General features: G+C 68.5%; 21 protein-coding genes, 2 tRNA genes and 1 pseudogene. 16 read left to right on the plus strand and 8 right to left on the minus strand.

Annotation, left to right across the window (positions count from 1 at the left end):
• Positions 1–13: 13 nt before the first annotated feature.
• Positions 14–1,132 (minus strand): annotated as a pseudogene (gene mnmH, locus AC3AP7_RS09250) (tRNA 2-selenouridine(34) synthase MnmH); the annotation flags it as partial.
• 240 nt (positions 1,133–1,372) lie between these two features.
• Between mnmH and AC3AP7_RS09255 the strand changes: the two are divergent.
• The 6 genes from AC3AP7_RS09255 (at position 1,373) to AC3AP7_RS09280 (ending at position 6,640) form a co-directional block, all read left to right on the plus strand.
• Positions 1,373–2,869, plus strand: a complete 1,497-nt coding sequence (locus AC3AP7_RS09255; protein WP_475763757.1) for a M20 family metallopeptidase — start codon at positions 1,373–1,375, stop codon at positions 2,867–2,869.
• Between the two features lie 289 nt (positions 2,870–3,158).
• Entirely contained in the window at positions 3,159–3,533 is a 375-nt protein-coding gene (locus AC3AP7_RS09260) for a hypothetical protein (RefSeq protein ID WP_475763755.1), read from the plus strand.
• A gap of 94 nt (positions 3,534–3,627) precedes the next feature.
• Positions 3,628–5,022: an MFS transporter gene (locus AC3AP7_RS09265; protein WP_475763753.1), complete on the plus strand. Its 1,395-nt coding sequence runs from the start codon at positions 3,628–3,630 to the stop codon at positions 5,020–5,022.
• Positions 5,023–5,307: a DUF3820 family protein gene (locus tag AC3AP7_RS09270; RefSeq protein ID WP_475763751.1), complete on the plus strand. Its 285-nt coding sequence runs from the start codon at positions 5,023–5,025 to the stop codon at positions 5,305–5,307.
• A gap of 208 nt (positions 5,308–5,515) precedes the next feature.
• Positions 5,516–5,785: a hypothetical protein gene (locus AC3AP7_RS09275; protein WP_475763750.1), complete on the plus strand. Its 270-nt coding sequence runs from the start codon at positions 5,516–5,518 to the stop codon at positions 5,783–5,785.
• 189 nt (positions 5,786–5,974) lie between these two features.
• Positions 5,975–6,640, plus strand: coding sequence for a carbonic anhydrase (locus AC3AP7_RS09280; RefSeq protein WP_475763748.1), 666 nt, complete (start codon positions 5,975–5,977; stop codon positions 6,638–6,640).
• A 22-nt stretch (positions 6,641–6,662) separates the two neighbouring features.
• On the opposite strand, the gene AC3AP7_RS09285 is transcribed toward AC3AP7_RS09280, so the two are convergent.
• A complete protein-coding gene (locus AC3AP7_RS09285) occupies positions 6,663–8,219 on the minus strand; it encodes a sulfotransferase family protein (RefSeq protein ID WP_475763746.1) in 1,557 nt (518 codons plus the stop codon).
• A gap of 308 nt (positions 8,220–8,527) precedes the next feature.
• On the opposite strand from AC3AP7_RS09285, the gene AC3AP7_RS09290 reads away from it, so the two are divergent.
• Positions 8,528–8,728, plus strand: a complete 201-nt coding sequence (locus tag AC3AP7_RS09290) for a hypothetical protein (RefSeq protein ID WP_475763744.1) — start codon at positions 8,528–8,530, stop codon at positions 8,726–8,728.
• Positions 8,729–8,952: 224 nt separating this feature from the next.
• Here the strand turns inward: AC3AP7_RS09290 and AC3AP7_RS09295 are convergent, their stop codons facing one another.
• Positions 8,953–9,219, minus strand: coding sequence for a hypothetical protein (locus AC3AP7_RS09295; RefSeq protein ID WP_475763742.1), 267 nt, complete (start codon positions 9,217–9,219; stop codon positions 8,953–8,955).
• Between the two features lie 341 nt (positions 9,220–9,560).
• Between AC3AP7_RS09295 and dusA the strand changes: the two genes are divergently transcribed.
• From dusA to AC3AP7_RS09310, 3 genes are all read left to right on the plus strand, one after another.
• The gene (gene dusA / locus AC3AP7_RS09300; RefSeq protein ID WP_475763740.1) at positions 9,561–10,565 is read left to right on the plus strand and encodes a tRNA dihydrouridine(20/20a) synthase DusA; all 1,005 of its coding nucleotides are present in this window, start codon (positions 9,561–9,563) and stop codon (positions 10,563–10,565) included.
• Between the two features lie 88 nt (positions 10,566–10,653).
• Positions 10,654–10,729, plus strand: a tRNA-His gene (locus tag AC3AP7_RS09305).
• Positions 10,730–11,122: 393 nt separating this feature from the next.
• A complete protein-coding gene (locus AC3AP7_RS09310; protein ID WP_475763738.1) occupies positions 11,123–11,548 on the plus strand; it encodes a hypothetical protein in 426 nt (141 codons plus the stop codon).
• A gap of 56 nt (positions 11,549–11,604) precedes the next feature.
• Here the strand turns inward: AC3AP7_RS09310 and AC3AP7_RS09315 are convergent, their stop codons facing one another.
• The gene (locus tag AC3AP7_RS09315; RefSeq protein ID WP_475768000.1) at positions 11,605–12,738 is read right to left on the minus strand and encodes an enoyl-CoA hydratase/isomerase family protein; all 1,134 of its coding nucleotides are present in this window, start codon (positions 12,736–12,738) and stop codon (positions 11,605–11,607) included.
• A 46-nt stretch (positions 12,739–12,784) separates the two neighbouring features.
• Complete coding sequence (locus tag AC3AP7_RS09320) at positions 12,785–13,486, minus strand: TetR/AcrR family transcriptional regulator (protein WP_475763736.1); 702 nt, start codon at positions 13,484–13,486, stop codon at positions 12,785–12,787.
• Between the two features lie 139 nt (positions 13,487–13,625).
• Here AC3AP7_RS09320 and AC3AP7_RS09325 point away from each other — a divergent pair, with 139 nt between their 5' ends.
• Positions 13,626–14,639 carry an NAD-dependent epimerase/dehydratase family protein gene (locus tag AC3AP7_RS09325; protein ID WP_475763734.1) on the plus strand — a complete coding sequence of 338 codons (1,014 nt, stop codon included), beginning with the start codon at positions 13,626–13,628 and terminating at the stop codon, positions 14,637–14,639.
• 119 nt (positions 14,640–14,758) lie between these two features.
• Here the strand turns inward: AC3AP7_RS09325 and AC3AP7_RS09330 are convergent, their stop codons facing one another.
• From AC3AP7_RS09330 to AC3AP7_RS09340, 3 genes are all read right to left on the minus strand, one after another.
• Positions 14,759–15,043 carry a DUF1488 family protein gene (locus AC3AP7_RS09330; protein WP_475763732.1) on the minus strand — a complete coding sequence of 95 codons (285 nt, stop codon included), beginning with the start codon at positions 15,041–15,043 and terminating at the stop codon, positions 14,759–14,761.
• A 123-nt stretch (positions 15,044–15,166) separates the two neighbouring features.
• The gene (locus AC3AP7_RS09335) at positions 15,167–15,499 is read right to left on the minus strand and encodes a DMT family transporter (RefSeq protein ID WP_475763730.1); all 333 of its coding nucleotides are present in this window, start codon (positions 15,497–15,499) and stop codon (positions 15,167–15,169) included.
• Between the two features lie 10 nt (positions 15,500–15,509).
• Entirely contained in the window at positions 15,510–15,680 is a 171-nt protein-coding gene (locus tag AC3AP7_RS09340) for a hypothetical protein (protein WP_475763728.1), read from the minus strand.
• Between the two features lie 224 nt (positions 15,681–15,904).
• Here AC3AP7_RS09340 and AC3AP7_RS09345 point away from each other — a divergent pair.
• The 5 genes from AC3AP7_RS09345 (at position 15,905) to AC3AP7_RS09365 (ending at position 19,800) form a co-directional block, all read left to right on the plus strand.
• Positions 15,905–15,981, plus strand: a tRNA-Met gene (locus tag AC3AP7_RS09345).
• 379 nt (positions 15,982–16,360) lie between these two features.
• The gene (locus tag AC3AP7_RS09350) at positions 16,361–16,906 is read left to right on the plus strand and encodes an NUDIX hydrolase (protein WP_475763726.1); all 546 of its coding nucleotides are present in this window, start codon (positions 16,361–16,363) and stop codon (positions 16,904–16,906) included.
• 12 nt (positions 16,907–16,918) lie between these two features.
• The gene (gene aat, locus AC3AP7_RS09355) at positions 16,919–17,656 is read left to right on the plus strand and encodes a leucyl/phenylalanyl-tRNA--protein transferase (RefSeq protein ID WP_475763724.1); all 738 of its coding nucleotides are present in this window, start codon (positions 16,919–16,921) and stop codon (positions 17,654–17,656) included.
• A 58-nt stretch (positions 17,657–17,714) separates the two neighbouring features.
• Positions 17,715–18,536, plus strand: coding sequence for an arginyltransferase (locus AC3AP7_RS09360; RefSeq protein ID WP_475763722.1), 822 nt, complete (start codon positions 17,715–17,717; stop codon positions 18,534–18,536).
• A gap of 226 nt (positions 18,537–18,762) precedes the next feature.
• The gene (locus tag AC3AP7_RS09365; protein WP_475763720.1) at positions 18,763–19,800 is read left to right on the plus strand and encodes a quinone-dependent dihydroorotate dehydrogenase; all 1,038 of its coding nucleotides are present in this window, start codon (positions 18,763–18,765) and stop codon (positions 19,798–19,800) included.
• Positions 19,801–19,927: the final 127 nt, after the last annotated feature.

Raw genomic sequence — 19,927 nt, forward strand, 5'->3', positions numbered from 1 at the left:
CCCCGGGACCGGCGTCCTGCACGTCGGCGGCGCGCGCCGGCGCCGCGTCGAGCCCGCTCACGCCGGCCGCGGCCAGTTGCCCGAGCAGCGTGCGCGCCTGGGCGACGCTGTCGGCCGCATTCGGCTGAAACACGAACGGCACCGCGTCGCCGAGCCGGCTGAAATGCTGGCGGCTGCTGCGCAGATAAGCGGGATCGTAATGACGCTCGATCAGTTCCCCGAACAGTTGCTCGCGCGCCTGCAGATCGTCGAGGCTGCCGGCGTCGACGAGCTGATGCCAGCGCATCACCTGCTCGCGGCTGTGCAGACCGATCAACCGGTCGAGCTGCTGTCGAAAGCCCGCCGGATTGTCGAACAGGTGCGCGTAATCCTGCAGCAGGAACGTGATGCGCGCGTCGCGCGGCGCCGCGACATCGACGCAGACGCCACGATGCAGCGCCGCGAGCAGCGCATCGGGCAGCGTGATCGCGCCGATGCGCCGGCTCTCCGCCTCGACGAACACCGGCCGGCGCGCGTCGAAGCGCGCCAGCTCGCCCGCGAGTGCGGTATCGAACGCCTTTTGCCCGGGTTGCGGCCGATCCGGCAGCGCACCGAGCAGCGAGCCGCGGTGGCACGCGAGCCCTTCGAGGTCGAGCACCTGCGCACCCGCCTCGCGCAGAGCGTGCAGCAGCCGCGTCTTGCCGGTGCCGGTATGGCCGGTCAGCGCGATACAGGCAAGGCGGTGAGGCGCGCTGCCGAGCGTGTCGAGCACCGAGCGCCGGTAGGTCTTGTAGCCGCCTTCGAGCTGGCGCGCCTGCCAGCCGATCAGGTTGAACCACGTGGTCATCGAGCCGGAGCGCTTGCCGCCGCGCCAGCAGTAGATCAGCGGGCGCCAGTTGCGCGGGCGGCCCGCGAAGGTGGTCTCCAGGTGATGCGCGATGTTGCGCGCGACCATCGCCGCGCCGACGCACGTCGCCTCGAACGGCGACACCTGCTTGTACATCGTGCCCACGATCACCCGCTCCTCGTTGCTGAGCACCGGGGCATTGATTGCGCGAGGCACGTGATCCTCGGCGAATTCGAGCGGCGTGCGCACGTCGACGACCTCATCGAACTGCGCAAGCTGATCCAGGGTGACGAGCAGGTTTTTCAATTGGACAACGCATCAGAAAGGCCCCGCCGTACCCGGCGCGAACCGCCGTACGGAAGGCGAATGAGCGGATTATCGCACGGCCGCCGCCGCGCGCCCTGCCCTCCCCGGACCGCACGCCGGCGCCCGCCGCGCGCGCCCGATGCGTTGCCGTTTCGGCAAGGCGCACTTCTAAATTCGCTCATTGTGGCAAAAAAGCGCCCCCCCTAGAATCGACCACATGCCATTCCCGCGGAGACGATCTTGAGCCGAGACGAGGCCATCCAGCACGCCACCCATCACTTCGAGTCGGGCGACTTCCTCGCCGACCTGAACCGGCGGGTCGGCGCGCGCACCGAAAGCCAGGAGGCGGGATGCGTGCCCGCGCTGCGCGCGTACCTGAGCGGCGAAATCGCGCCCGCGGCCGAGCGGCTCGGCTTCGCGACGCGCATCGTCGACAACCCCGCCGGCGACTTCGGGCCGTTCCTGATTGCGAGCCGGCACGAAAGCGACACGCTGCCGACCGTGCTGATCTACGGACACGGCGACGTCGTGCGCGGCTACGACGCCCAGTGGCGCGACGGCCTCACGCCGTGGGCCGTGACCGTCGAGGGCGAGCGCTGGTATGGCCGCGGCACCGCAGACAACAAGGGCCAGCACTCGATCAACCTGGCCGCGCTCGCCAGCGTGCTCGCCGCACGCGGAGGCTCGCTCGGCTTCAACGCGAAACTGCTGATCGAGATGGGCGAAGAAGCCGGCTCCCCCGGGCTCGACGCGATCTGCCGCCACTTCGCAGACGAACTCGCGGCCGACGTGCTGATCGCCTCCGACGGTCCCCGGCTCGCCGCGCGGCGGCCGACCGTGTTTCTCGGTTCGCGCGGCGCGGTGAATTTTCGCCTCGCGCTGACCCTGCGCGACGGCGCGCATCACTCCGGCAACTGGGGCGGCCTGCTGCGCAATCCGGCCATCGTGCTCGCGCATGCGCTCGCGAGTCTCGTCGATGCGCGCGGCGCGATCGCGGTCGAGGGCCTGCGCCCGCCGCCGATCCCCGACGCGGTGCGCCGCGCGCTCGCCGACATCCGCGTCGGCGGCGGCCCCGGCGATCCGCCGGTCGACGCGCACTGGGGCGAACCCGGCCTCACGCCGGCCGAGCGCGTGTTCGGCTGGAACAGCCTCGAAGTGCTGGCGTTCAAGGCCGGCAATCCGGACAAGCCGGTCAATGCGATTCCGCCGTCGGCGTTCGCGCATGGCCAGTTGCGTTTCGTGGTCGGCACGGACTGGGAGCGGCTCGCGCAGCATCTGCGCGCGCACCTGGACGCGCACGGCTTCGCGGACGTCGAGGTCGAGGTCGAGCGCGGCGCGCCCGCGACGCGGCTCGATCCCGACGATCCGTGGGTCCAGTGGGCGATCGGGTCGATTGCGCAGACCACCGGCAAGCCGGTCGCGGTGCTGCCGAACCTCGGCGGCACGCTGCCCAACGAGGTGTTCGCCGACATCCTCGGGCTGCCGACGATCTGGGTGCCGCACTCGTATCCGGCATGCTCGCAGCACGCGCCGAACGAGCATCTGCTCGGCCCGGTGGTCCGCGAGGGGCTGCAGATGATGGCGGGCCTCTTCTGGGATCTCGGCGAGAACGCGCCGGTTGCGGCGCGTGCGGCGTCGGCTGCTGCGGCGGCGTCTGCGGCATCCGCAGCAGCCGCAGCGTCGGCAGCGGCGTCGGGGGCGGCGGCGGGGGCATCGACCATAAACGGCAAGCCGTAAGCGGATTCTCGCGGCGCCTGTCGCCGCGGGCGCGGATGTCTCCCCGAATCCGTTGCGCGCACAACCTTGTCCGCACATGGCGCCGCGCGCCCCGTAACGGACAACGCGCGGGCCGGCCCCCTGCGACGCCCACTCGCGCGCCGGATCCGGCCACGGTCCGTGCAGCCGGCCGGCCCCGGTCGCGGCCCCGACTCCGACTCCGACTCCGACTCCGGCTCCGACTCCGACTCCGACTCCGACTCCGACCCCGACTCCCGCCCCGGCCCCGGCGCCGGTCTGCTAACCGGCCGTGAGTGTCACGTCCGCGTCCGCGCGCTTCTCCTTCCTCCGCGCGGGCGTCGCCATCGCGACCGCTCGCGATCGCATGCGGCGTGCCGTGCAGCGCCTCCGCGCGGCTCCTGCGATCGAACGGGTTGCGTGCGCCGCGCAGATCGCGCAGATCGCGCGGGTATGGCGGGCGACGCGCGGGCGCGATGATCCTCGTCGCGAGCACGAATGCGTCGCGCTTGCTACGATGCTGCGCAAGCCGCGTGCCGATCCGGTGTTCTCGCGCTCCGTGTCCGGTGTTCCGCCCGGCCTTCGCGAACATGCCGGGACCGCTCCGGCTAGCCGGAAGATCGGCGCGACCGCGTCGGCGGTATCCCATCGAACCGCACCACATTGAGTGAATGAACCAGAGACGGCGACATCATCCCGCGCGCACGGCCGTCGCAGCGCCGCAGCAATCGGCCCCGCCAGGCGCGCCGGCCGCGCACGCCATGCCCGTGCGCGTCGCGACGCTGGTTGCCGCCGCGTTCTTCATGGAGAACCTCGACGGCACCGTGATCGCGACCGCGCTGCCGCAGATGGCGCGCTCGTTCGGCGTGCATCCGGCCGACCTCAGCATCGGCATCACGTCCTATCTGCTGACGCTCGCCGTGTTCATTCCGGCGAGCGGCTGGATCGCCGAGCGCTTCGGCGTGCGCCGCGTGTTCAGCGCGGCGCTGGCGCTGTTCACGGCCGCCTCCGTGGTGTGCGGTCTCACGCACGGCCTTGCCGCATTCACCGCGGCGCGCGTCGCGCAGGGCCTGGGCGGCGCGATGATGGTGCCGGTCGGCCGGCTCGCGGTGCTGCGCGCCACCCCGAAGGACCGTCTGATGGACGCGATCTCGGTGATCACATGGCCCGGGCTCGTCGCGCCGGTACTCGGGCCGCCGCTGGGCGGGCTGATCACCACCTATGCGTCGTGGCGCTGGATCTTCTATCTGAATCTGCCGCTCGGCCTCGCCGGGATACTGCTCGCGTCGCGCTTCATGCCGGCCGGCGAGCCCGCGGCGCGCCGGCCGTTCGACGTGACGGGCTTCGCGCTGTGCGGCCTCGCCGGCACGGCGGTGATGTACGCGATGGAACTGATCGGACGCAGCGACGTGTCATGGCCCGCCGCGCTCGGCGTTCTCGGCATCGGGCTCGCGGCGGCCGGCGTCGCGTGGCGTCACCTGCGTCGCTGCGCGCATCCGGTGGTCGATCTGTCGGCGTTCCGGATCCGCACGTTCGCAGTTGCGGTCGGCGGCGGCTCGCTGTTCCGGATGTCGATCGGCGCGGTGCCGTTTCTCGTGCCGCTGATGCTGCAGGTCGGCTTCGGGATGAGCGCGTTTCGCTCGGGGCTCATCACGCTCGCGATCTTCGCCGGCAATCTCGCGATGAAGCTCGTCACGACCCCATTGATGCGCCGCTTTGGCTTTCGCACCGTGCTGCTCGCAAACGGCACGCTCGTTGCGCTGTCGCTCGCGGCGATCGGCCTGCTCACGCGCGCGAGCCCCGTGCCGGCCATGATCGCCGTGCTGTTTGCGAGCGGTCTCACGCGCTCGGTTCAGTTCACCGCGCTGAACACGCTGAGCTTCGCCGACGTGCCGAAACCGCAGATGAGCGCAGCCTCGACGCTCTCGAGCACGCTCGTGCAGATGACGATGGGCATGGGGGTCGCGGCGGGCGCGATCGCGCTGCGGGCGGCCGCATGGCTGCACGGCCACGGCGCGCCGCGCGCGACGCCGGCCGACTTCCGGCTCGCGTTCGTGATGGTCGCGGCGCTCGCGCTCATCGCCCTCGTCGACGTATTCGGTCTTGCACGCCATGCGGGCGCGCACGTGAGCGGACACCGTCCGCGCGAGGCGTAAATGGCCGACCCGACCTCTGCCCCCCGCCCCGAGGGCGCGCCGCCGCCCGCGAGCCCGCCGGACGCCGCGACACTCGAATGCCTGCTGACCCACGTGATGCCGTTCGGAAAATACGCGGGCCGGCCGATTGCGGATTTACCGGGCCATTATCTGAACTGGTTTGCGAAAACGGGTTTTCCGCGCGGTGAAACCGGACGCCTGCTGGCGCTGATGCATGAAATCGATCATAACGGCTTGCGCATGCTGCTCGACCCGTTGCGCCGAGGCCCGCCGCGCAGGCGCTGAACCGGCCCCCACGCCGGCCGGACAGCCGCGCTGCGCCGCTCCGGATGAAACGATTGCAGCAATACTACAAGATGAAAGCAAATGGTCGTTTCATTTCAAATCCAGTAAAAAACAATAACGTTTTCCGGCTTGACCCCAGGCGATGAATCGCTTTAAATCGGGGCGTTCCTTTTACCTGTGCAGGCCCCCTTCTTTTGTATCGACCACCATGGTTCATTTCAGCCTGAGTGCGCTGCTCGAATACGTCGGACACGACATGTCGCCGGTCGCCGCGGTGCTCGCGTTTTTCGTGTTCGGCTACCTCGTCGTCGGGCTGCCCATGCACTTCCGCCAGGGCGCCGCGTCGCGCGACGTCTGGGGAACGGCAGCGGGCGTCACGATGGCGGCGCTGTACGGGGCGTTCATCGTCGGCGTCTATCCGCTGCTGCATCTGCACGGGCTGCATGTGCCGCCGCCCGTCGTCGCCATCGCCCACTAACGGGGCCCCGGCTCGTCACGCCGCGCCTGCCGGCGCAGCGCCCCGCAACGGCCTGTGCCACCGCCCGCGCCCCGGTCCGAAAAACCGGCCGACTTCAACCCGCCCCGCCGACCCCTTACAATCCGGACTGAGATGCGCCGGCTCGCACCCGCGAGCCGGCCTCGACGATCGAGGTCAGGAGGCTCGCCAATGCAAGACATCATCGAAGGTTTTCTGAAATTCCAGCGGGAAGTCTTTCCCGCGCGCTCGGACCTGTTCAAGCGGCTCGCCACGAGCCAGAACCCGGGCGTGCTGTTCGTCACGTGCTCGGACAGCCGCGTCGTGCCGGAACTGTTCACGCAACGCGGACCGGGCGAGATGTTCGTGATCCGCAATGCCGGCAACATCGTGCCGTCATACGGCCCGGAGCCCGGCGGCGTGTCGGCTACCGTCGAATACGCGGTCGCCGTGCTGCACGTGACCGATATCGTGATCTGCGGGCATTCGGACTGCGGCGCGATGACGGCCATCTCGAGCTGCATGTGCCTCGACCACCTGCCGGCGGTCGGCGCCTGGCTGCGTCACGCGGATGCCGCCAAGGCCATCAACGCGGCGCGCGAATTTCCGACACCGCGCGACCGGCTGAACTCGCTGGTGCGCGAGAACGTCGTCGCGCAGCTCGCGAACCTGCGGACGCACCCGTCGGTGGCCGTCGCGTTGTCGCAAGGCCAGCTGAATCTGCACGGCTGGGTCTACAACATCGAGGAAGGCGCGATCGACGCACTCGACGGTTCGACGAATCCGCAGACGTTCGTCTCGCTCGCCGAGCATCCGGACGCATGCGCGCTGCGCACGTTCAGAAGCGACGCCCGCTAGCGTCACGCGTTTGCGGCGGCGCTCAGCCGCCGCGCGGCGCCGCCGCGTCGTCCTCGCCGGACAGCGCCGGACCGAGTCCCGTGTAGAGCGGCGCGAGCAGCGCCGCCTCGGGACGCCAGCGCGCGAGCGAACTCCGATAAATCGGCTTGCGCACCTGCGGCGCGCTGGCGGTCGTCACCTGCCGCTCGGTGCGGTGAAACGCGAGGCAGCGCGCATCCCACGTCAGGCCGCAATGCGCGAGCATGCGGCGCACCTGCCCTTCGAGATCGTCGACGAGCGACGCGTAATCCACTTCGAGCATCACGCCTTCGGGCAACACGCTGCGCCAGTGCGCCATGGTCGCGTCGTAGGCCCGGTAGTAGCGGCCGAGTTCGCCCAGCTCATAGCCGAACGGCACATCGTTGAACAGCCGTGCAAAGATCGACAGACACGTGTCCACCGGCGAGCGCCGGCTATGGACGATCCGCGCACGCGGCAACGCCAGATGGATCAGCCCGATGTGCATGAAGTTGAACAGGTACTTGTCGGTGATGCGCAGGCCGCGCGCGCCCTCGGGCACGCGGGCACGCAGGCGGCGCAGATAGTCCGCGCCGAGGGCGGCAAACTGCGGGGCCAACTGCGCGGCCAACTGCGCGGAAGGCGCGCCGGAGAGCGCGTCGAGATTCAGCTTGTCGCGCTCGTCGGGCGTGCGGGCGAGCGCATGCGTCAAGGCCTTGCTGAAATCCGGCTGCTCGCCGACGCCATGCACGTCGGGATGGCTCGCGAGAATCTGTTCGATCAGCGACGAACCCGAGCGCGGCATCCCGACGATGAACACCGGGGTCGCATCCGGCTCTCCCGCGCCCCGCAGCCCGCGCAGCAAGTCCGTGCCGAACAGCGCGGGCAGACGCGCGAGCAGCCCGAGCGTCAGTGCTTCGTCGTAGTGCACGCTGCGCCGATGCAGCGCATTCGCCTGCAGCAGATGCCCAAACGACACCGGATGCTCGCCGAGGTCGGCTCGCGCCTGACCGAGCGCGAAATGCAGCTGCGCCTGGTGCCCGGGCGTCAACGTGTCGATTTGCTGCAATAGCGCCTGCATCGCATCGAGACACGGATCGTCCGGCTCCAGCGCTTTCGCCTGCACATAGTTGCGGTAATAGACCGGGTTGCGCGGCGCGCGCGCGATCGCCTCCCGATACGCGGCGTGCGCTTCGTCGAAGCGGCCGAGCGACTGCAGACAGTTGCCGAGATTGTTGCAGGACCCGTCGACCTGGGTGCCGTACCGGACCGCTTCACGGTAGCTCTGCGCCGCTTCTTCGAGGCGATGCAGCTGCTCGAGGGAGCAGCCGAGCTGATGATGATATTCGGCGTTCCCGGGAGCGAGCGCGAGCGCCTGCCGGAACCGGACGACCGCTTCGTCGAAGCGCTCCAGCCGCGCCAGCGTGACGCCCAGCAGAAAATGCGCGGCCGCATCGCCCGGAAGCACGGCGCACACCCGCTCGAAACAGTCGAGTGCCTGCAGCAGATCGCCGCGTTCCGCGCAGGCCGTGCCGCGCGCGAGCCATGCTTGCGCGGCAAGCGACGGCGGGGCGTGAGCCATATGAGCGTCCTCCATTGATCGCGGCAGAACCGTCGCTTACCGGCAGCCGGAGGCAGCGGCGGCAGCGTCGTCGGATCAGGCGACCTTAGCAGCGCCGCAGCGGCGCCGGATTTCCAAATATCACGAACGTTTACGAACGGAAAAATCCGTCGACGAATCAGATATCTGGCTCATCGCGTGCCGGCGAATGCGTAACACATCGGACACGTCGACGCGCGCGTGAGCCATCGCGCGGAGGGACGCCGATCGCCCGGTGAGCGGTTGAGCGGAAGTGCTACGATGAACAGGCAAGCAAGAGGGAGGCCTCCATGTCGAATTCGTTGAGTCCTGAAGCGCTTGAGGCTTTGCGACGGCTAAACGAGGTGGGCGTGGGTCAGGCCGCGCCCGCGCTCGCACCGGACATTGCTGCGCAGTTGCTGGGTCTGGAACTCGTGGCCGAATCGGCGAGCGGGGACGTCGAAATTACCCGCCACGGCGAGCGTTATCTGCGCGAGGCCGACTGCGATTGAGCCCCGGCCTGATGGCCGCGCCTGCGGACAGTGGCAGACACTTCGTGCGGATTAGCGCACCGCGACGCGGCGATCGTGCGCGCGTGGTGCGCGGGTGGTGCGGATGCACAAACGCCGGAGCGCGCGGGTCGATCCCGTGCACTCCGGCGTTCGCGCGTTCAGGCGTTCAGTGAAGCTGGCTTCCCGGCCGCATGTGGCCGCCGCAACCCGCCTGACAGCCCGACTTACTGGCCGAAAAACACCGATTGCGGACCGTTTGCGCTCTGGCGCGCGCCCGATTCGCTCGAATGCAGCTTCACGCCGCCGTATGCGCTGTCAGCCGGCGCCGCGTGCTCGGCCGCGACGGTTTGCGCGTTCTGGCCTTGCTGCGACGCGGGCGCGCCGACGGCCGGACGATAGAACGGCGCCGGACCGTAACCGCTGGCAAAGGCAGGCGCGGCAACCGCGGCGGAAGCAGCAATAAGCAGGGCGGCAACAAGCTTGGTCTTCATGATCATCACTCCAATATTCGTTTTGAACATCGTTACAGGAACACGTTGCGGTCTCACGAGCAGGTGAAGGTGCAACGTCGATGGGCTAAGTGTATTCCCTTACTATCGAATATTTGTGCCGATACATCGAAATTACTATTCCGACTTTTGAAACAATTCGACGATCCCTTGCCCATCAAGGGGAACATTAGGGTCGGGATGCGCAAGTGGTCGCGAAATGGGTTTCCAGCGCCCTCTTGCGGGTGGCCCGCTGCCGGGCAGATGCGCGCAAGGCACGGGGGAACGCGGCGGCTTGCGGTAAAATCGTGCGTTTGCCTCCCTTGAGCCGCCAGGCCGTTGCCATGCCTCACGCCCTCCCCGCCAGCCCCCGCCGCGTCAGCGTGGCGCCGATGATGGACTGGACCGATCGCCACTGCCGTTCGCTGCACCGGATGGTGTCGCGCCACACGTGGCTCTACACCGAGATGGTGACCACCGGCGCGCTGCTGCACGGCGACGTGGCGCGGCATCTGGCGTTCACGCCGGCCGAAGCGCCGCTCGCGCTGCAACTGGGCGGCAGCGAACCGGACGACCTCGCGCAATGCGCGAAGCTCGGCGAACGCTGGGGCTACGACGAGATCAACCTGAACTGCGGCTGCCCGTCGGAACGGGTGCAGCGCGGCGCGTTCGGTGCGTGCCTGATGAAGGAGCCGCCACTCGTCGCCGACTGCGTGAAGGCGATGCGCGACGCGGTGTCGATACCGGTCACGGTGAAACACCGGATCGGCGTCGACGCGGTGGATACGTACGCGTTCGTGCGCGACTTCGTCGGCACGATTGCACAGGCCGGCTGCACGGTGTTCATCGTGCATGCGCGCAATGCGATCCTCAAAGGCCTCAGTCCGAAAGAGAACCGCGAGATTCCGCCGCTCAAATACGACTACGCGTACCGGTTGAAGCAGGATTTTCCGCAGCTGGAGATCGTCATCAACGGCGGCATCCGGACGCTGGACGAAGTCGACGCGCACCTGCAGCACGTCGACGGCGTGATGCTCGGACGCGAGGCGTATCACAACCCGTACGTGCTGGCCGATGTCGACGCCCGCTTTTACGGCGCGGCGCAATCCGCGCCCACGCGGGAACAGGTCGAAGCGCAACTGGTCGCCTACTGCGCGACGGAGCTTGCGCGCGGCACCTATCTCGGCGCGATCACCCGCCATGCGCTCGGGCTCTACCGCGGCACGGCCGGGGCGCGCGGCTGGCGGCGCGTGCTGTCCGACAGCCGCAAGCTGGCCGCGCGCGACCTCGCGATCTTCGACGAGGCGCGGCAGCATCTTCTTCGCGATCCCGCCGAAATGTTTGAATAAAGGGCTAGGCAAACGAAAATACAGTTTGTATAATCTCGCTTCTCGATCGGCGGCGCACTCACAGGCACGCGGATCGGTGAAGACAGTGGTGGCTGTAGCTCAGTTGGTAGAGTCCAGGATTGTGATTCCTGTCGTCGTGGGTTCGAGTCCCATCAGCCACCCCAGAGAATTGACGTGAAAAGCCCAGTCGCCACGACTGGGCTTTTTGCTTTGCGCCGCAGCCGACGCGCGTGCACCCATTGCCGCGGCGCCGCACAAGCCCCCAAGCAGGCGAATAATGGAAGAACAAAACAATGCACAGCCGTTCCTGGAACGTACATTGATTCGCAGTCCTTCCCAACCTGCCAAACCGCCCGCTCCGAACCTGTCCCGCCGTACAACCGCAACACACACCAATCCGCCCGCCATACTTTCACGGGACTTTCGGCCTGCTGCCTCGCGCCTGTCAACGCATCCGCGAACGCCGAAACCCCACGCGCCGCCGATATAATGACGCCGTCCTCCGCTAACCCGGCCAGCGGCTTCGAACTCGCGCCCCGGCCTCTCGCACTGCCCGCATGCAAAAGATTCTGTTGCCGCTGCTGTCCGGCTTTCTCGCTTCGCTGTTCTTTCGCGAATCGACCCTCGCGCTGCTGCACGCGGCCGGACTGATCACCCCCACCGGCTTTTCGACCGCGCCCTTTCTACCGCTCGGTCTGCCCGAATTCCTCGAAAATGGCCTCTGGGGCGCCGTCTGGGCCATCCTGATGGCGTGGCTGCTGCGCGTGTCGCCCGAGCGCCGGGCGCCGTGGGTACAGGCGTTCGTGTTCGGCGGCATCGTCCTGACCGCGGCCAGCCTGTTCGTCGTCGATCCGCTGCGCGGCATCTGGCCGAGCGGCAACATGCTGCCGCGCCTCAGCGTCAACTTCGCGGCCAACGCCATGTGGGGATGGGGCGCGCTCGTCTTCATGCGCGCCTTCATGAGCGCGGACGACGACGCATAAGCGTCATCCCCGCGGCCATTCGTGTCGCATGCGCGGCGCGCGCCGGCGCCGCGCGATCACCCTTCCAGGTCGCGCAGCGGATGCTCCGCGGGCGGCCACGCGCTCTCGAACATGTGCGCGACCTCCTCCGCCCCCACGTCCGCCATGCGCGCAAAGCGCCAGCGTGGCGCGTTGTCCTTGTCGATGATCCGCGCGCGGATGCCTTCGACGACGTCGCCGCGCTCGAAGCTCGTGCGCGTCAGATCGAGGTCGCGCCGCAGGCATTCGGCCATCGATCCTTCCGCGCGCGTCACCACATCGAGCGACACCGCCATCGACAGCGGCGAGCGGTCGTGCAGCACGGCCAACGTCTGCGCAGCCCATTCGTTTGCGTCGCAGCCGGATTGCGCGCTCATCAGCGAGGCCTCGATCTGCGCGAGCCGGGGCCACGCGAAATGCTGGTCGATGAACGCACGCGCGCGGGCGAGCGTCGACGTATCCGGCGTCGGCACGACCTTGTGCGCGGCCGCTGCGCGCGCGACGCAGGCCACCACATCCGCACCGCTCGCGAAGGTTTCGCCGTGCAGCGCGTCGACGAGCGCAGGCAGCGCCGCGTCGTCGAGGTATGCGTCCGCGAGGCCGGCATAGAGCGCGTCGGCCGCGCCAATCGTCTCGCCGGTCACGGCGAGATAGCGGCCGAGCGCGCCCGGCGTACGCGCGAGAAACCAGCCCGCGCCCACATCCGGAAACAGGCCGATGCGTGTCTCCGGCATCGCCATGCGAGTCGAGTCCGTCACGACGCGCAGCCCGCCGGTGCGACGCGCGCCCTGCGAGATTCCCATGCCGCCGCCCATCACGATGCCGTGCATCAGCGCAATATACGGCTTCGGATAGGTGAAGATCGCGTGGTTGAGGCGATACTCGTCGATAAAGAACGTATCGCGCGCGGCGCGATCGTCCCGCTGGAACGTGTCGTACAGGAAGCGGATATCGCCGCCCGCGCACAGCGCGCGCGCGTGCTCGCTGCGCAGCACCACGGCCAGCACCCGCGGATCGCTGCGCCAGGCGTCGAGCGCGGCGTGCATCGCGCGGATCATGCCCGTTGACAGCGCGTTGAGCGCCTTCGGACGTTGCAGCTGGATAAAACCAATCCCGTTGACGACGAAGGTCGACACTTCGTCGCCGACGCCGCTTGATTCGGAAGTAGACATGACGGAACGCATCACGAGGCGGTGGTCGGACAGAGCCTGAACCTTATCACGCAGCCGCGACCTTCTGCTTTGCCGCGCGCCGCGCACGCGGGCGCGCCGGTGCAGCGGTGGCCGGGGGCGGCGCGTCGGCCGCGCCGCGCGCGCCCACCCACGCGTCGAGCGCCGCATCGACGACGCTGTCGAGCGGCGCGGACGGAAAGACCGGACACGTCAGATTCAGCGCGACGATCCCGTGCACGGTCGCCCACAAGGCCTCGGCAAGCACCGCGGACGGCAACGCCGGCAGCCGCCGCTGTGCTTTCAGCGCATCGAGCGCCTCGGTCAGCAGTTGCATCGCCGCGTCGCCCGACACGTCGTGCTGCGCGCCGCCGGACGGCGGCGCGAGCGCTGCGCCCGTGTAGGTCGGATCCTCCATGAAAATGAGCCGGTAGGTCTGCGGATGCGCCACGCCGAAGCCGACGTAAGCGTGCGCGAACGCGCGCAGCCGCGCAGCGGGATCCGCGATCTGCGCGAGCGGCGCAAAGCATTCGAGCAACTGCGCGTAGCCCTCGGTGCACAGCGCGCGCGCGATCTCGTCGCGGCTCGCGAAGTGCAGGTACAGCGTAGCCGGCGAGTATTCGATCGCGTCGGCGATCTTGCGCATCGACAGCGCCGCAAAACCTTCGTCGATCACGATGCGACGCGCGGCGTCGAGGATGCGGCCGCGCAACGCCTGCTTCTGGCGAGTCTTTCGTTCAGCGATTCCCATGGAACACATTTTCGGATTGACAAACTGAAAAGTCAAATTAAACTGAACATCGTTCAGTGAACAGTGTTCATTAAATATTCGTCAATCATCGAGGCGGTGCGCAGCGTGTCCGTTTCGATCGGTCCTTCACGGAGGCATCATGGGGCAGGCAGAACAGGCAGCAAAGGTGGGGCTGCTCGGCGCAGCGGGCGCCATCGGTCAAAGCGTGGCCGCGGCGTTCGACGCCGCCGGCCGTCCGTATCGCGCGATCGGCCGCTCGCGCGCGGCGCTCGAAGCGGCCTTCGGCCAGGCGCGCGGCGCGGAAATCGTCACGTGGAACCCCGATGAGCCGGCTTCGGTCGCGGCCGCGGCCCGGGGGCTGCACACCGCGATCTACCTGGTCGGCGTGCCGTACGACCAGTTCGCGCTTCATCCGCAACTGATGCAGAAAACGCTCGACGGCCTCGTCGCAGCAGGCGTCGAGCAGCTGATCCTGATCGGCACCGTCTATCCGTACGGCCGCTCGCGCGGCAATCCGGTCGACGAGCGTCATCCGCGCGAGCCGCACACGTTCAAGGGTCAAATGCGCCTCGCGCAGGAAAATCTCGTGCTCGACGCGCATGGCCGCCACGGCCTCGCGACGCTGGTGCTACGCCTGCCCGACTTCTACGGCCCGGGCGTCGAGCGCAGCCTGCTGCACGGCGCGTTCGCCGGCGCGGCGCGCGGCACGCGCGCGCAGATGCTCGGCCCGCTCGACAGGCCGCACGAGTTCGTGTTCGTCCCGGACGTCGGGCCGGTGGTCGAAACGCTCACGCGCACGCCGGCCGCGTTCGGCGGTTGCCTGCATCTGGCCGGCGTGGGGACCATCACGCAACGCGAGGTCGCGGCGCGCGCGTATGCGCTTGCGGGACGCAAGCCGAAGCTGCGGGTCGCCAGCAAGCCGATGCTGCGCGCGTTCGGCCTGTTCAGCCCCCTGATGCGCGAACTGGTCGAGATGAACTACCTGATGACCGAGCCGCTCGTGCTCGACGACAGCCGCCTGCAGGGCCTGATCGGACCGGTGAAGAAAACGCCCTACGACGCCGGCATCCGCGCCTCGTATGCGGCCGCGCGCGATGCGGCTTGCGCGGCCGCAGAACCGGCACCGGCGCCGGCGGCACGGCGCCATGCCTGAGCGCGGCGGCCGGGTCCGGATTGCCTGCGCCGCCGCGGCCCGCGCGGCGCAGGCCGCGTGCGCGCAGGCGACATACGCGCACGCCAGCGGACGCGCGCCGTGCGCGCCCGCGTCGCGCGTCAGTGGGCGAGCGGGCCCGGCGGAAAATGCCCGCTTCTGAGCAGCACCGGATGGCCCTGGCTGATCTGCAGATGCTCGCGCGCCACCGCCTCGATCTGCACGCGGCCTGCGTCGAAGGCGCGCATCCAGCCGTCGCGGTCTTCGACGCACGCGCCGAAATGGTCTTCGAGCGCTTCGACCGAGATCGCGCACGGCACGGTTTCGCCATCCACCAGCGCGCGAAATACGACGGTCAGATTGGACGCGCGACAGGCAGGCGCATCCGCCAGAAAGCGAATATCCATGATGACCTCGCGGGGAAATCCGTCGACAGGCGCGGCTGCGCCGCACTGTCCGCCTATGGTACTCGCGTACTCGCGCCCGGCGCACCGTGCCTGGCGTGCCCGGCGTGTCTGGCGTGCGCGCGGTCAGTGTGCCTGCATCTTCGAGAACAGGTTCAGCACGACGACCCCGGCAATGATCAGCCCGAGACCGATGATCGCCGGCAGATCCGGCACCTGCCGGTACAGCACCAGCGCGACGAGGCTGATCAGCACAATGCCGGCGCCCGACCAGATGGCATAAACGATGCCGACCGGGATGCTGCGCAACGTGAGCGACAGACAGTAGAACGCGAGACCGTAGCCAATCACGACGACCGTCGCGGGCAGCCAGCGCGAAAAGCCATCGGAGGCACGCAGCGCCGACGTGGCGACGACCTCCGCGACAATCGCGATGGCGAGCAGCAGGTAGGCGGGCATACGCATTCCGTCAGACCGTCGCGAATGCACGCGCGCTGCAGGCGTGAGCGGGCCGCGCGCAGTCCGCCTCGACGAGCGGCGGCAGCCACTCGGGTTGCGACGCGCGCGCCGCGCCGACCGGCGCAAGCGCGCACGGACGTTGCTGAACGGGGATCGACGGCAGATCGAGAGCGATGTTCATAGGCGTGGGGCGGGAAGAAAACGCAGCCACGCAACCGGACACGCAGCCGCGCATGCCCGATGGCGCGAAACGAAAGCGGATTCTAGCGCAGCGGTGCGCGCCGGCGCTTCGCGCGAGGCGACGCGCATCTGGCTGAATGCGCCCTCGGCGCACGGCTGGCCCCTTTCTTGAAAAGGGGGCTTGCACCCGGATGCGAAGCACTCTATAATTTCAGCTTCAACGGACGCGGGGTGGAGCAGTCTGGCAGCTCGTCGGGCTCATAACCCGAAGGTCGTAGGTTCAAATCCTACCCCCGCAACCAGCATACAAAGCAAAGGGTTACAACGCATTCGCGTGTAACCCTTTTTGCTTTTCTGGCGCCCGTGCGTCTCGCCTGTCCCGCTCACTCCTTACGCGGCCCGCCCGGCCACCGGGCGCGGGTGCGTTCGTCCACGCGTCCGTGTCCCGGACTATGCACAGGAGTCCATAATATCTGGTGCGGCCCGGCATTCCGTCTGTCGTCATGCGTGTCGGACCCCGTGCCTGCGCGCCCCGGCATGGCGCGCTCCCCGCGCGGGCGCGCCGGCTCATCGCGGCGGCCCTGCCCGCGTCCCGGCGGACGCGAACCGCGCGCCCGGCCGTCGCCGTCCCCGCCGCCTGCCCGGTGATACACTCCGGTTACACTCTCCAGCCCCCTCCCTATGAAATTCTGTTCTGTCTGCGGCCACACGGTCAGCCTGAGCATTCCGCCGGGCGACAATCGCGAGCGCTTCGTGTGCGCCGAATGCGGCACCGTGCACTACCAGAATCCGCGCAACGTGGTCGGCACGGTTCCCGTCTGGGAAGACAAGGTGCTGCTGTGCCGCCGCGCGATCGAGCCGCGCTACGGCTACTGGACGCTGCCGGCAGGCTTCATGGAGATGGGCGAGACGACGGCGGAGGCCGCCTCGCGCGAGACGCTCGAGGAGGCCGGCGCGCGCGTCGAGGTGCAGAGCCTGTTCTCGCTGCTGAACGTGCCGCACGTGCACCAGGTGCATCTGTTCTACCTCGCCCGGCTGCTCGATCTCGAGGTGGAGGCCGGCACCGAAAGCCTCGAAGTGCGGCTGTTCGACGAACACGAGATTCCGTGGGACGACATCGCGTTTCCGACCGTCGGCCAGACCCTGCGTTTTTTCTTTGCCGACCGCGTCGCGGGCAGCTTCGGCCTGCATACCGGCGACATCTTCCGTTCGCTGCGCGAAGGCTAAACGGCGCCGCGCATGGTTCCCTGGCTTGGCCCTGACGATCCGTTCCCGTCCGTCGAGCGCGCGCTCGGCGCCGCGAGCGGCGCACCCGGGCTGCTCGCGGCGAGCGCCGACCTGCTGCCGTCGCGCCTCATCGACGCGTACCGGCGCGGCATCTTCCCGTGGTACTCGGACGGTCAGCCGGTGCTGTGGTGGAGCCCCGACCCGCGCATGATCCTGCGGCCCGCCGAGTTCAAGGTGTCGCCGTCGCTGCGCAAGACGCTGCGGCGCGTGCTGCGCGACGACGCGTGGGAGATCCGCGTCGACCACGATTTCGCCGCGGTCATGCACGCCTGCGCGCAGGCGCCGCGGCACGGCCAGCGCGGCACGTGGATCACCGCGGACGTCGTCGACGCCTACTGCACGCTGCACCGGATGGGCCACGCGCACAGCATCGAAAGCTGGCACGACGGCAAGCGCGTGGGCGGCCTCTACGGCGTCGCATTCGGCCGGATGGTCTACGGAGAATCGATGTTCGCGCGCGTGAACGATGCGTCGAAAATCGCGCTCGCCGCGCTGGTTGCGCACCTGCGCCGTCATCAGATAGAAATGATAGACTGCCAGCAGAATACGTCGCATCTGGCGTCGCTCGGCGGGCGCGAAATCGCGCGCAAGACATTCGTCGCGCATGTGCGCGCGAGCGTCGATGCCGCGCCGGTCGCATGGCGCTTCGACAAGTCGGTGCTGCACGATCTCGTCGCGCGCGCCGCGTGAGGCGTCGCGGCCCAGACCGACACTTGCCGGAACCGAAGTCGCTTCGAGAGCTGCCAACGTGACGCACCCCAACGAGCTGCCGCTGTCACCGCTTTCCGCGCTGCAATTCTATGCAACGGCGCCCTACCCCTGCAGTTATCTGGAGGGCCGCGTCGCGCGCTCGCAGGTCGCCACGCCGAGCCATCTGATCAACTCCGACGTCTACACCGACCTCGTGAAGGCCGGCTTCCGGCGCTCCGGCGTCTTCACGTACCGCCCCTACTGCGACGGCTGCCGCGCGTGCGTGCCGGTGCGCGTGCCGGTCGAGCGCTTCACGCCGAACCGTACGCAGCGGCGCGTCTGGAAGCGTCACGGCAACCTCGTCGCCACGGTGGCGCCGCTGCACTACGACGAGGAGCACTACGTGCTCTACATGCGCTACCAGTCGGCGCGCCACGCGGGCGGCGGCATGGACCGCGACAGCCGCGACCAGTACGAACAGTTCCTGCTGCAGAGCCGGATCAATTCGCGGCTGGTCGAGTTCCGCGAGCCCGTCGCGGGCGCGCCGCGCGAGCGGGGCATCCTGCGCATGATCAGCATGATCGACATCCTCGGCGACGGGCTGTCGTCCGTCTACACGTTCTTCGATCCCGACGAGCCGCACGCGAGCTACGGCACCTACAACATCTGCTGGCAGATCGAGCAGGCGCGCAGCCTGCGGCTGCCTTACATCTACCTGGGCTACTGGATTCGCGAAAGCCGCAAGATGGCGTACAAGGCCAGTTTCCAGCCGCTCGAAGGGCTGATCGACGGCGCGTGGTCGGTTTTCGACGCGTCCGCGGCAGGGTTGCCGCCCGTCGACACGGCGATGCACGGCCGGCGCGGCCCGGTGCGGATCTGACTCACCTGCTTTGCGGCCGCGTTTCTCGTTCACGCTATTCGTCCGCGTTTCTCGTCCGCGTTTCTCGTTCACGCCTTTCGTCCGCGCTTTTCGTTCACGCCTTTCGGCCGCCGCCCGCCCACCCGCCGCCGCTCCGCCGGCCCCCTGCCACGCTTTCCCCTCTCGCAGCGCGCGTCAAAGCCGCTAAAATAGCGGGTTCCCATTTCCGGCGGTCCGCCTCATTCCCGTGCTCAGCTCCCTCTATCCGCTCGTACGCGCCCGGCTCTTTCGCATGGACGCGGAAGACGCTCACCATCTGACGCTGCGCGCGCTCGGCGCGGCCGGCCGCACCGGTCTGGCTGGCGCGCTCGCCGCGCGCGTGCCGGACGATCCGCGCACCGTGATGGGCCTCACGTTCCGCAATCCGGTCGGCCTCGCCGCCGGGCTCGACAAGGACGGCGCCTGCATCGACGGCCTCGCCGCGCTCGGCTTCGGCTTCATCGAGGTCGGCACGGTCACGCCGCGCGCGCAGCCGGGCAATCCGCGCCCGCGCATGTTCCGGCTCCCGCAGGCGGGCGCCATCGTCAACCGGATGGGGTTCAACAACGCCGGCGTCGACCAGTTCGTGAAGAACGTGCAGGCCGCGCGCTATCGCGGGGTGCTCGGCCTGAACATCGGCAAGAACGCCGACACGCCGATCGAGCGCGCCGCCGAAGACTATCTGTACTGTCTCGAACGCGTCTATCCGTTCGCAAGCTACGTGACGATCAACATCTCGTCGCCGAACACCCGCAATCTGCGCCAGTTGCAGGGCGCGCACGAACTCGACGCGCTGCTCGCCGCGCTCAAGGACAAGCAGGCGCGCCTCGCCGACCTGCACGGCAAGCTCGTGCCGCTCGCGCTGAAGATCGCGCCGGACCTCGACGACGAGCAGATCAAGGCCATCGCCGACACGCTGCTGCGCCACCGCTTCGAAGGCGTGATCGCCACCAACACGACGCTCTCGCGCACCGCGGTGGCCGGACTGCCGCATGCGGACGAAGCCGGCGGGCTGTCGGGCCGGCCCGTGTTCGACGCGTCGAATGCGGTGATCCGCAAGCTGCGCGCCGAAGTGGGCGACACGGTGCCGATCATCGGCGTCGGCGGAATCTTCTCGGGCAACGACGCGCGCGCCAAGCTCGCCGCCGGCGCGTCGCTCGTGCAGCTCTACACCGGCTTCGTCTATCGCGGCCCCGCGCTGGTGGCCGAATGCGCGAAGGCGCTCGCGCATACGCACGCGGGTTAACCTGCACGGCAGCGCCTGCGCAGGGCCAGTAATATAGACATAAACAAACAATATTTGAGTTTCAATAGTTTGTTTTGTTAAGCTTGCACCGCGTCGGGGCGCCGCACGGCGGGCCCCGTTCACTGAA

It is taken from the genome of Paraburkholderia sp. PAMB 6770, assembly GCF_057748135.1.

Bases quoted from the DNA above. Each gene is read 5' to 3' on its own strand.
- aat (WP_475763724.1), top strand. From the start codon at position 16,919: ATGGTTCCCTGGCTTGGCCCTGACGATCCGTTCCCGTCCGTCGAGCGC.
- AC3AP7_RS09350 (WP_475763726.1), top strand. From the start codon at position 16,361: ATGAAATTCTGTTCTGTCTGCGGCCACACGGTCAGCCTGAGCATTCCG.
- AC3AP7_RS09315 (WP_475768000.1), bottom strand. From the start codon at position 12,738: ATGTCTACTTCCGAATCAAGCGGCGTCGGCGACGAAGTGTCGACCTTC.
- dusA (WP_475763740.1), top strand. From the start codon at position 9,561: ATGCCTCACGCCCTCCCCGCCAGCCCCCGCCGCGTCAGCGTGGCGCCG.
- AC3AP7_RS09275 (WP_475763750.1), top strand. From the start codon at position 5,516: ATGGTTCATTTCAGCCTGAGTGCGCTGCTCGAATACGTCGGACACGAC.
- AC3AP7_RS09280 (WP_475763748.1), top strand. From the start codon at position 5,975: ATGCAAGACATCATCGAAGGTTTTCTGAAATTCCAGCGGGAAGTCTTT.
- AC3AP7_RS09265 (WP_475763753.1), top strand. From the start codon at position 3,628: ATGCCCGTGCGCGTCGCGACGCTGGTTGCCGCCGCGTTCTTCATGGAG.
- AC3AP7_RS09330 (WP_475763732.1), bottom strand. From the start codon at position 15,043: ATGGATATTCGCTTTCTGGCGGATGCGCCTGCCTGTCGCGCGTCCAAT.
- AC3AP7_RS09320 (WP_475763736.1), bottom strand. From the start codon at position 13,486: ATGGGAATCGCTGAACGAAAGACTCGCCAGAAGCAGGCGTTGCGCGGC.
- AC3AP7_RS09335 (WP_475763730.1), bottom strand. From the start codon at position 15,499: ATGCCCGCCTACCTGCTGCTCGCCATCGCGATTGTCGCGGAGGTCGTC.
- AC3AP7_RS09290 (WP_475763744.1), top strand. From the start codon at position 8,528: ATGTCGAATTCGTTGAGTCCTGAAGCGCTTGAGGCTTTGCGACGGCTA.
- AC3AP7_RS09325 (WP_475763734.1), top strand. From the start codon at position 13,626: ATGGGGCAGGCAGAACAGGCAGCAAAGGTGGGGCTGCTCGGCGCAGCG.
- AC3AP7_RS09340 (WP_475763728.1), bottom strand. From the start codon at position 15,680: ATGAACATCGCTCTCGATCTGCCGTCGATCCCCGTTCAGCAACGTCCG.
- AC3AP7_RS09270 (WP_475763751.1), top strand. From the start codon at position 5,023: ATGGCCGACCCGACCTCTGCCCCCCGCCCCGAGGGCGCGCCGCCGCCC.
- AC3AP7_RS09285 (WP_475763746.1), bottom strand. From the start codon at position 8,219: ATGGCTCACGCCCCGCCGTCGCTTGCCGCGCAAGCATGGCTCGCGCGC.
- AC3AP7_RS09295 (WP_475763742.1), bottom strand. From the start codon at position 9,219: ATGAAGACCAAGCTTGTTGCCGCCCTGCTTATTGCTGCTTCCGCCGCG.
- AC3AP7_RS09310 (WP_475763738.1), top strand. From the start codon at position 11,123: ATGCAAAAGATTCTGTTGCCGCTGCTGTCCGGCTTTCTCGCTTCGCTG.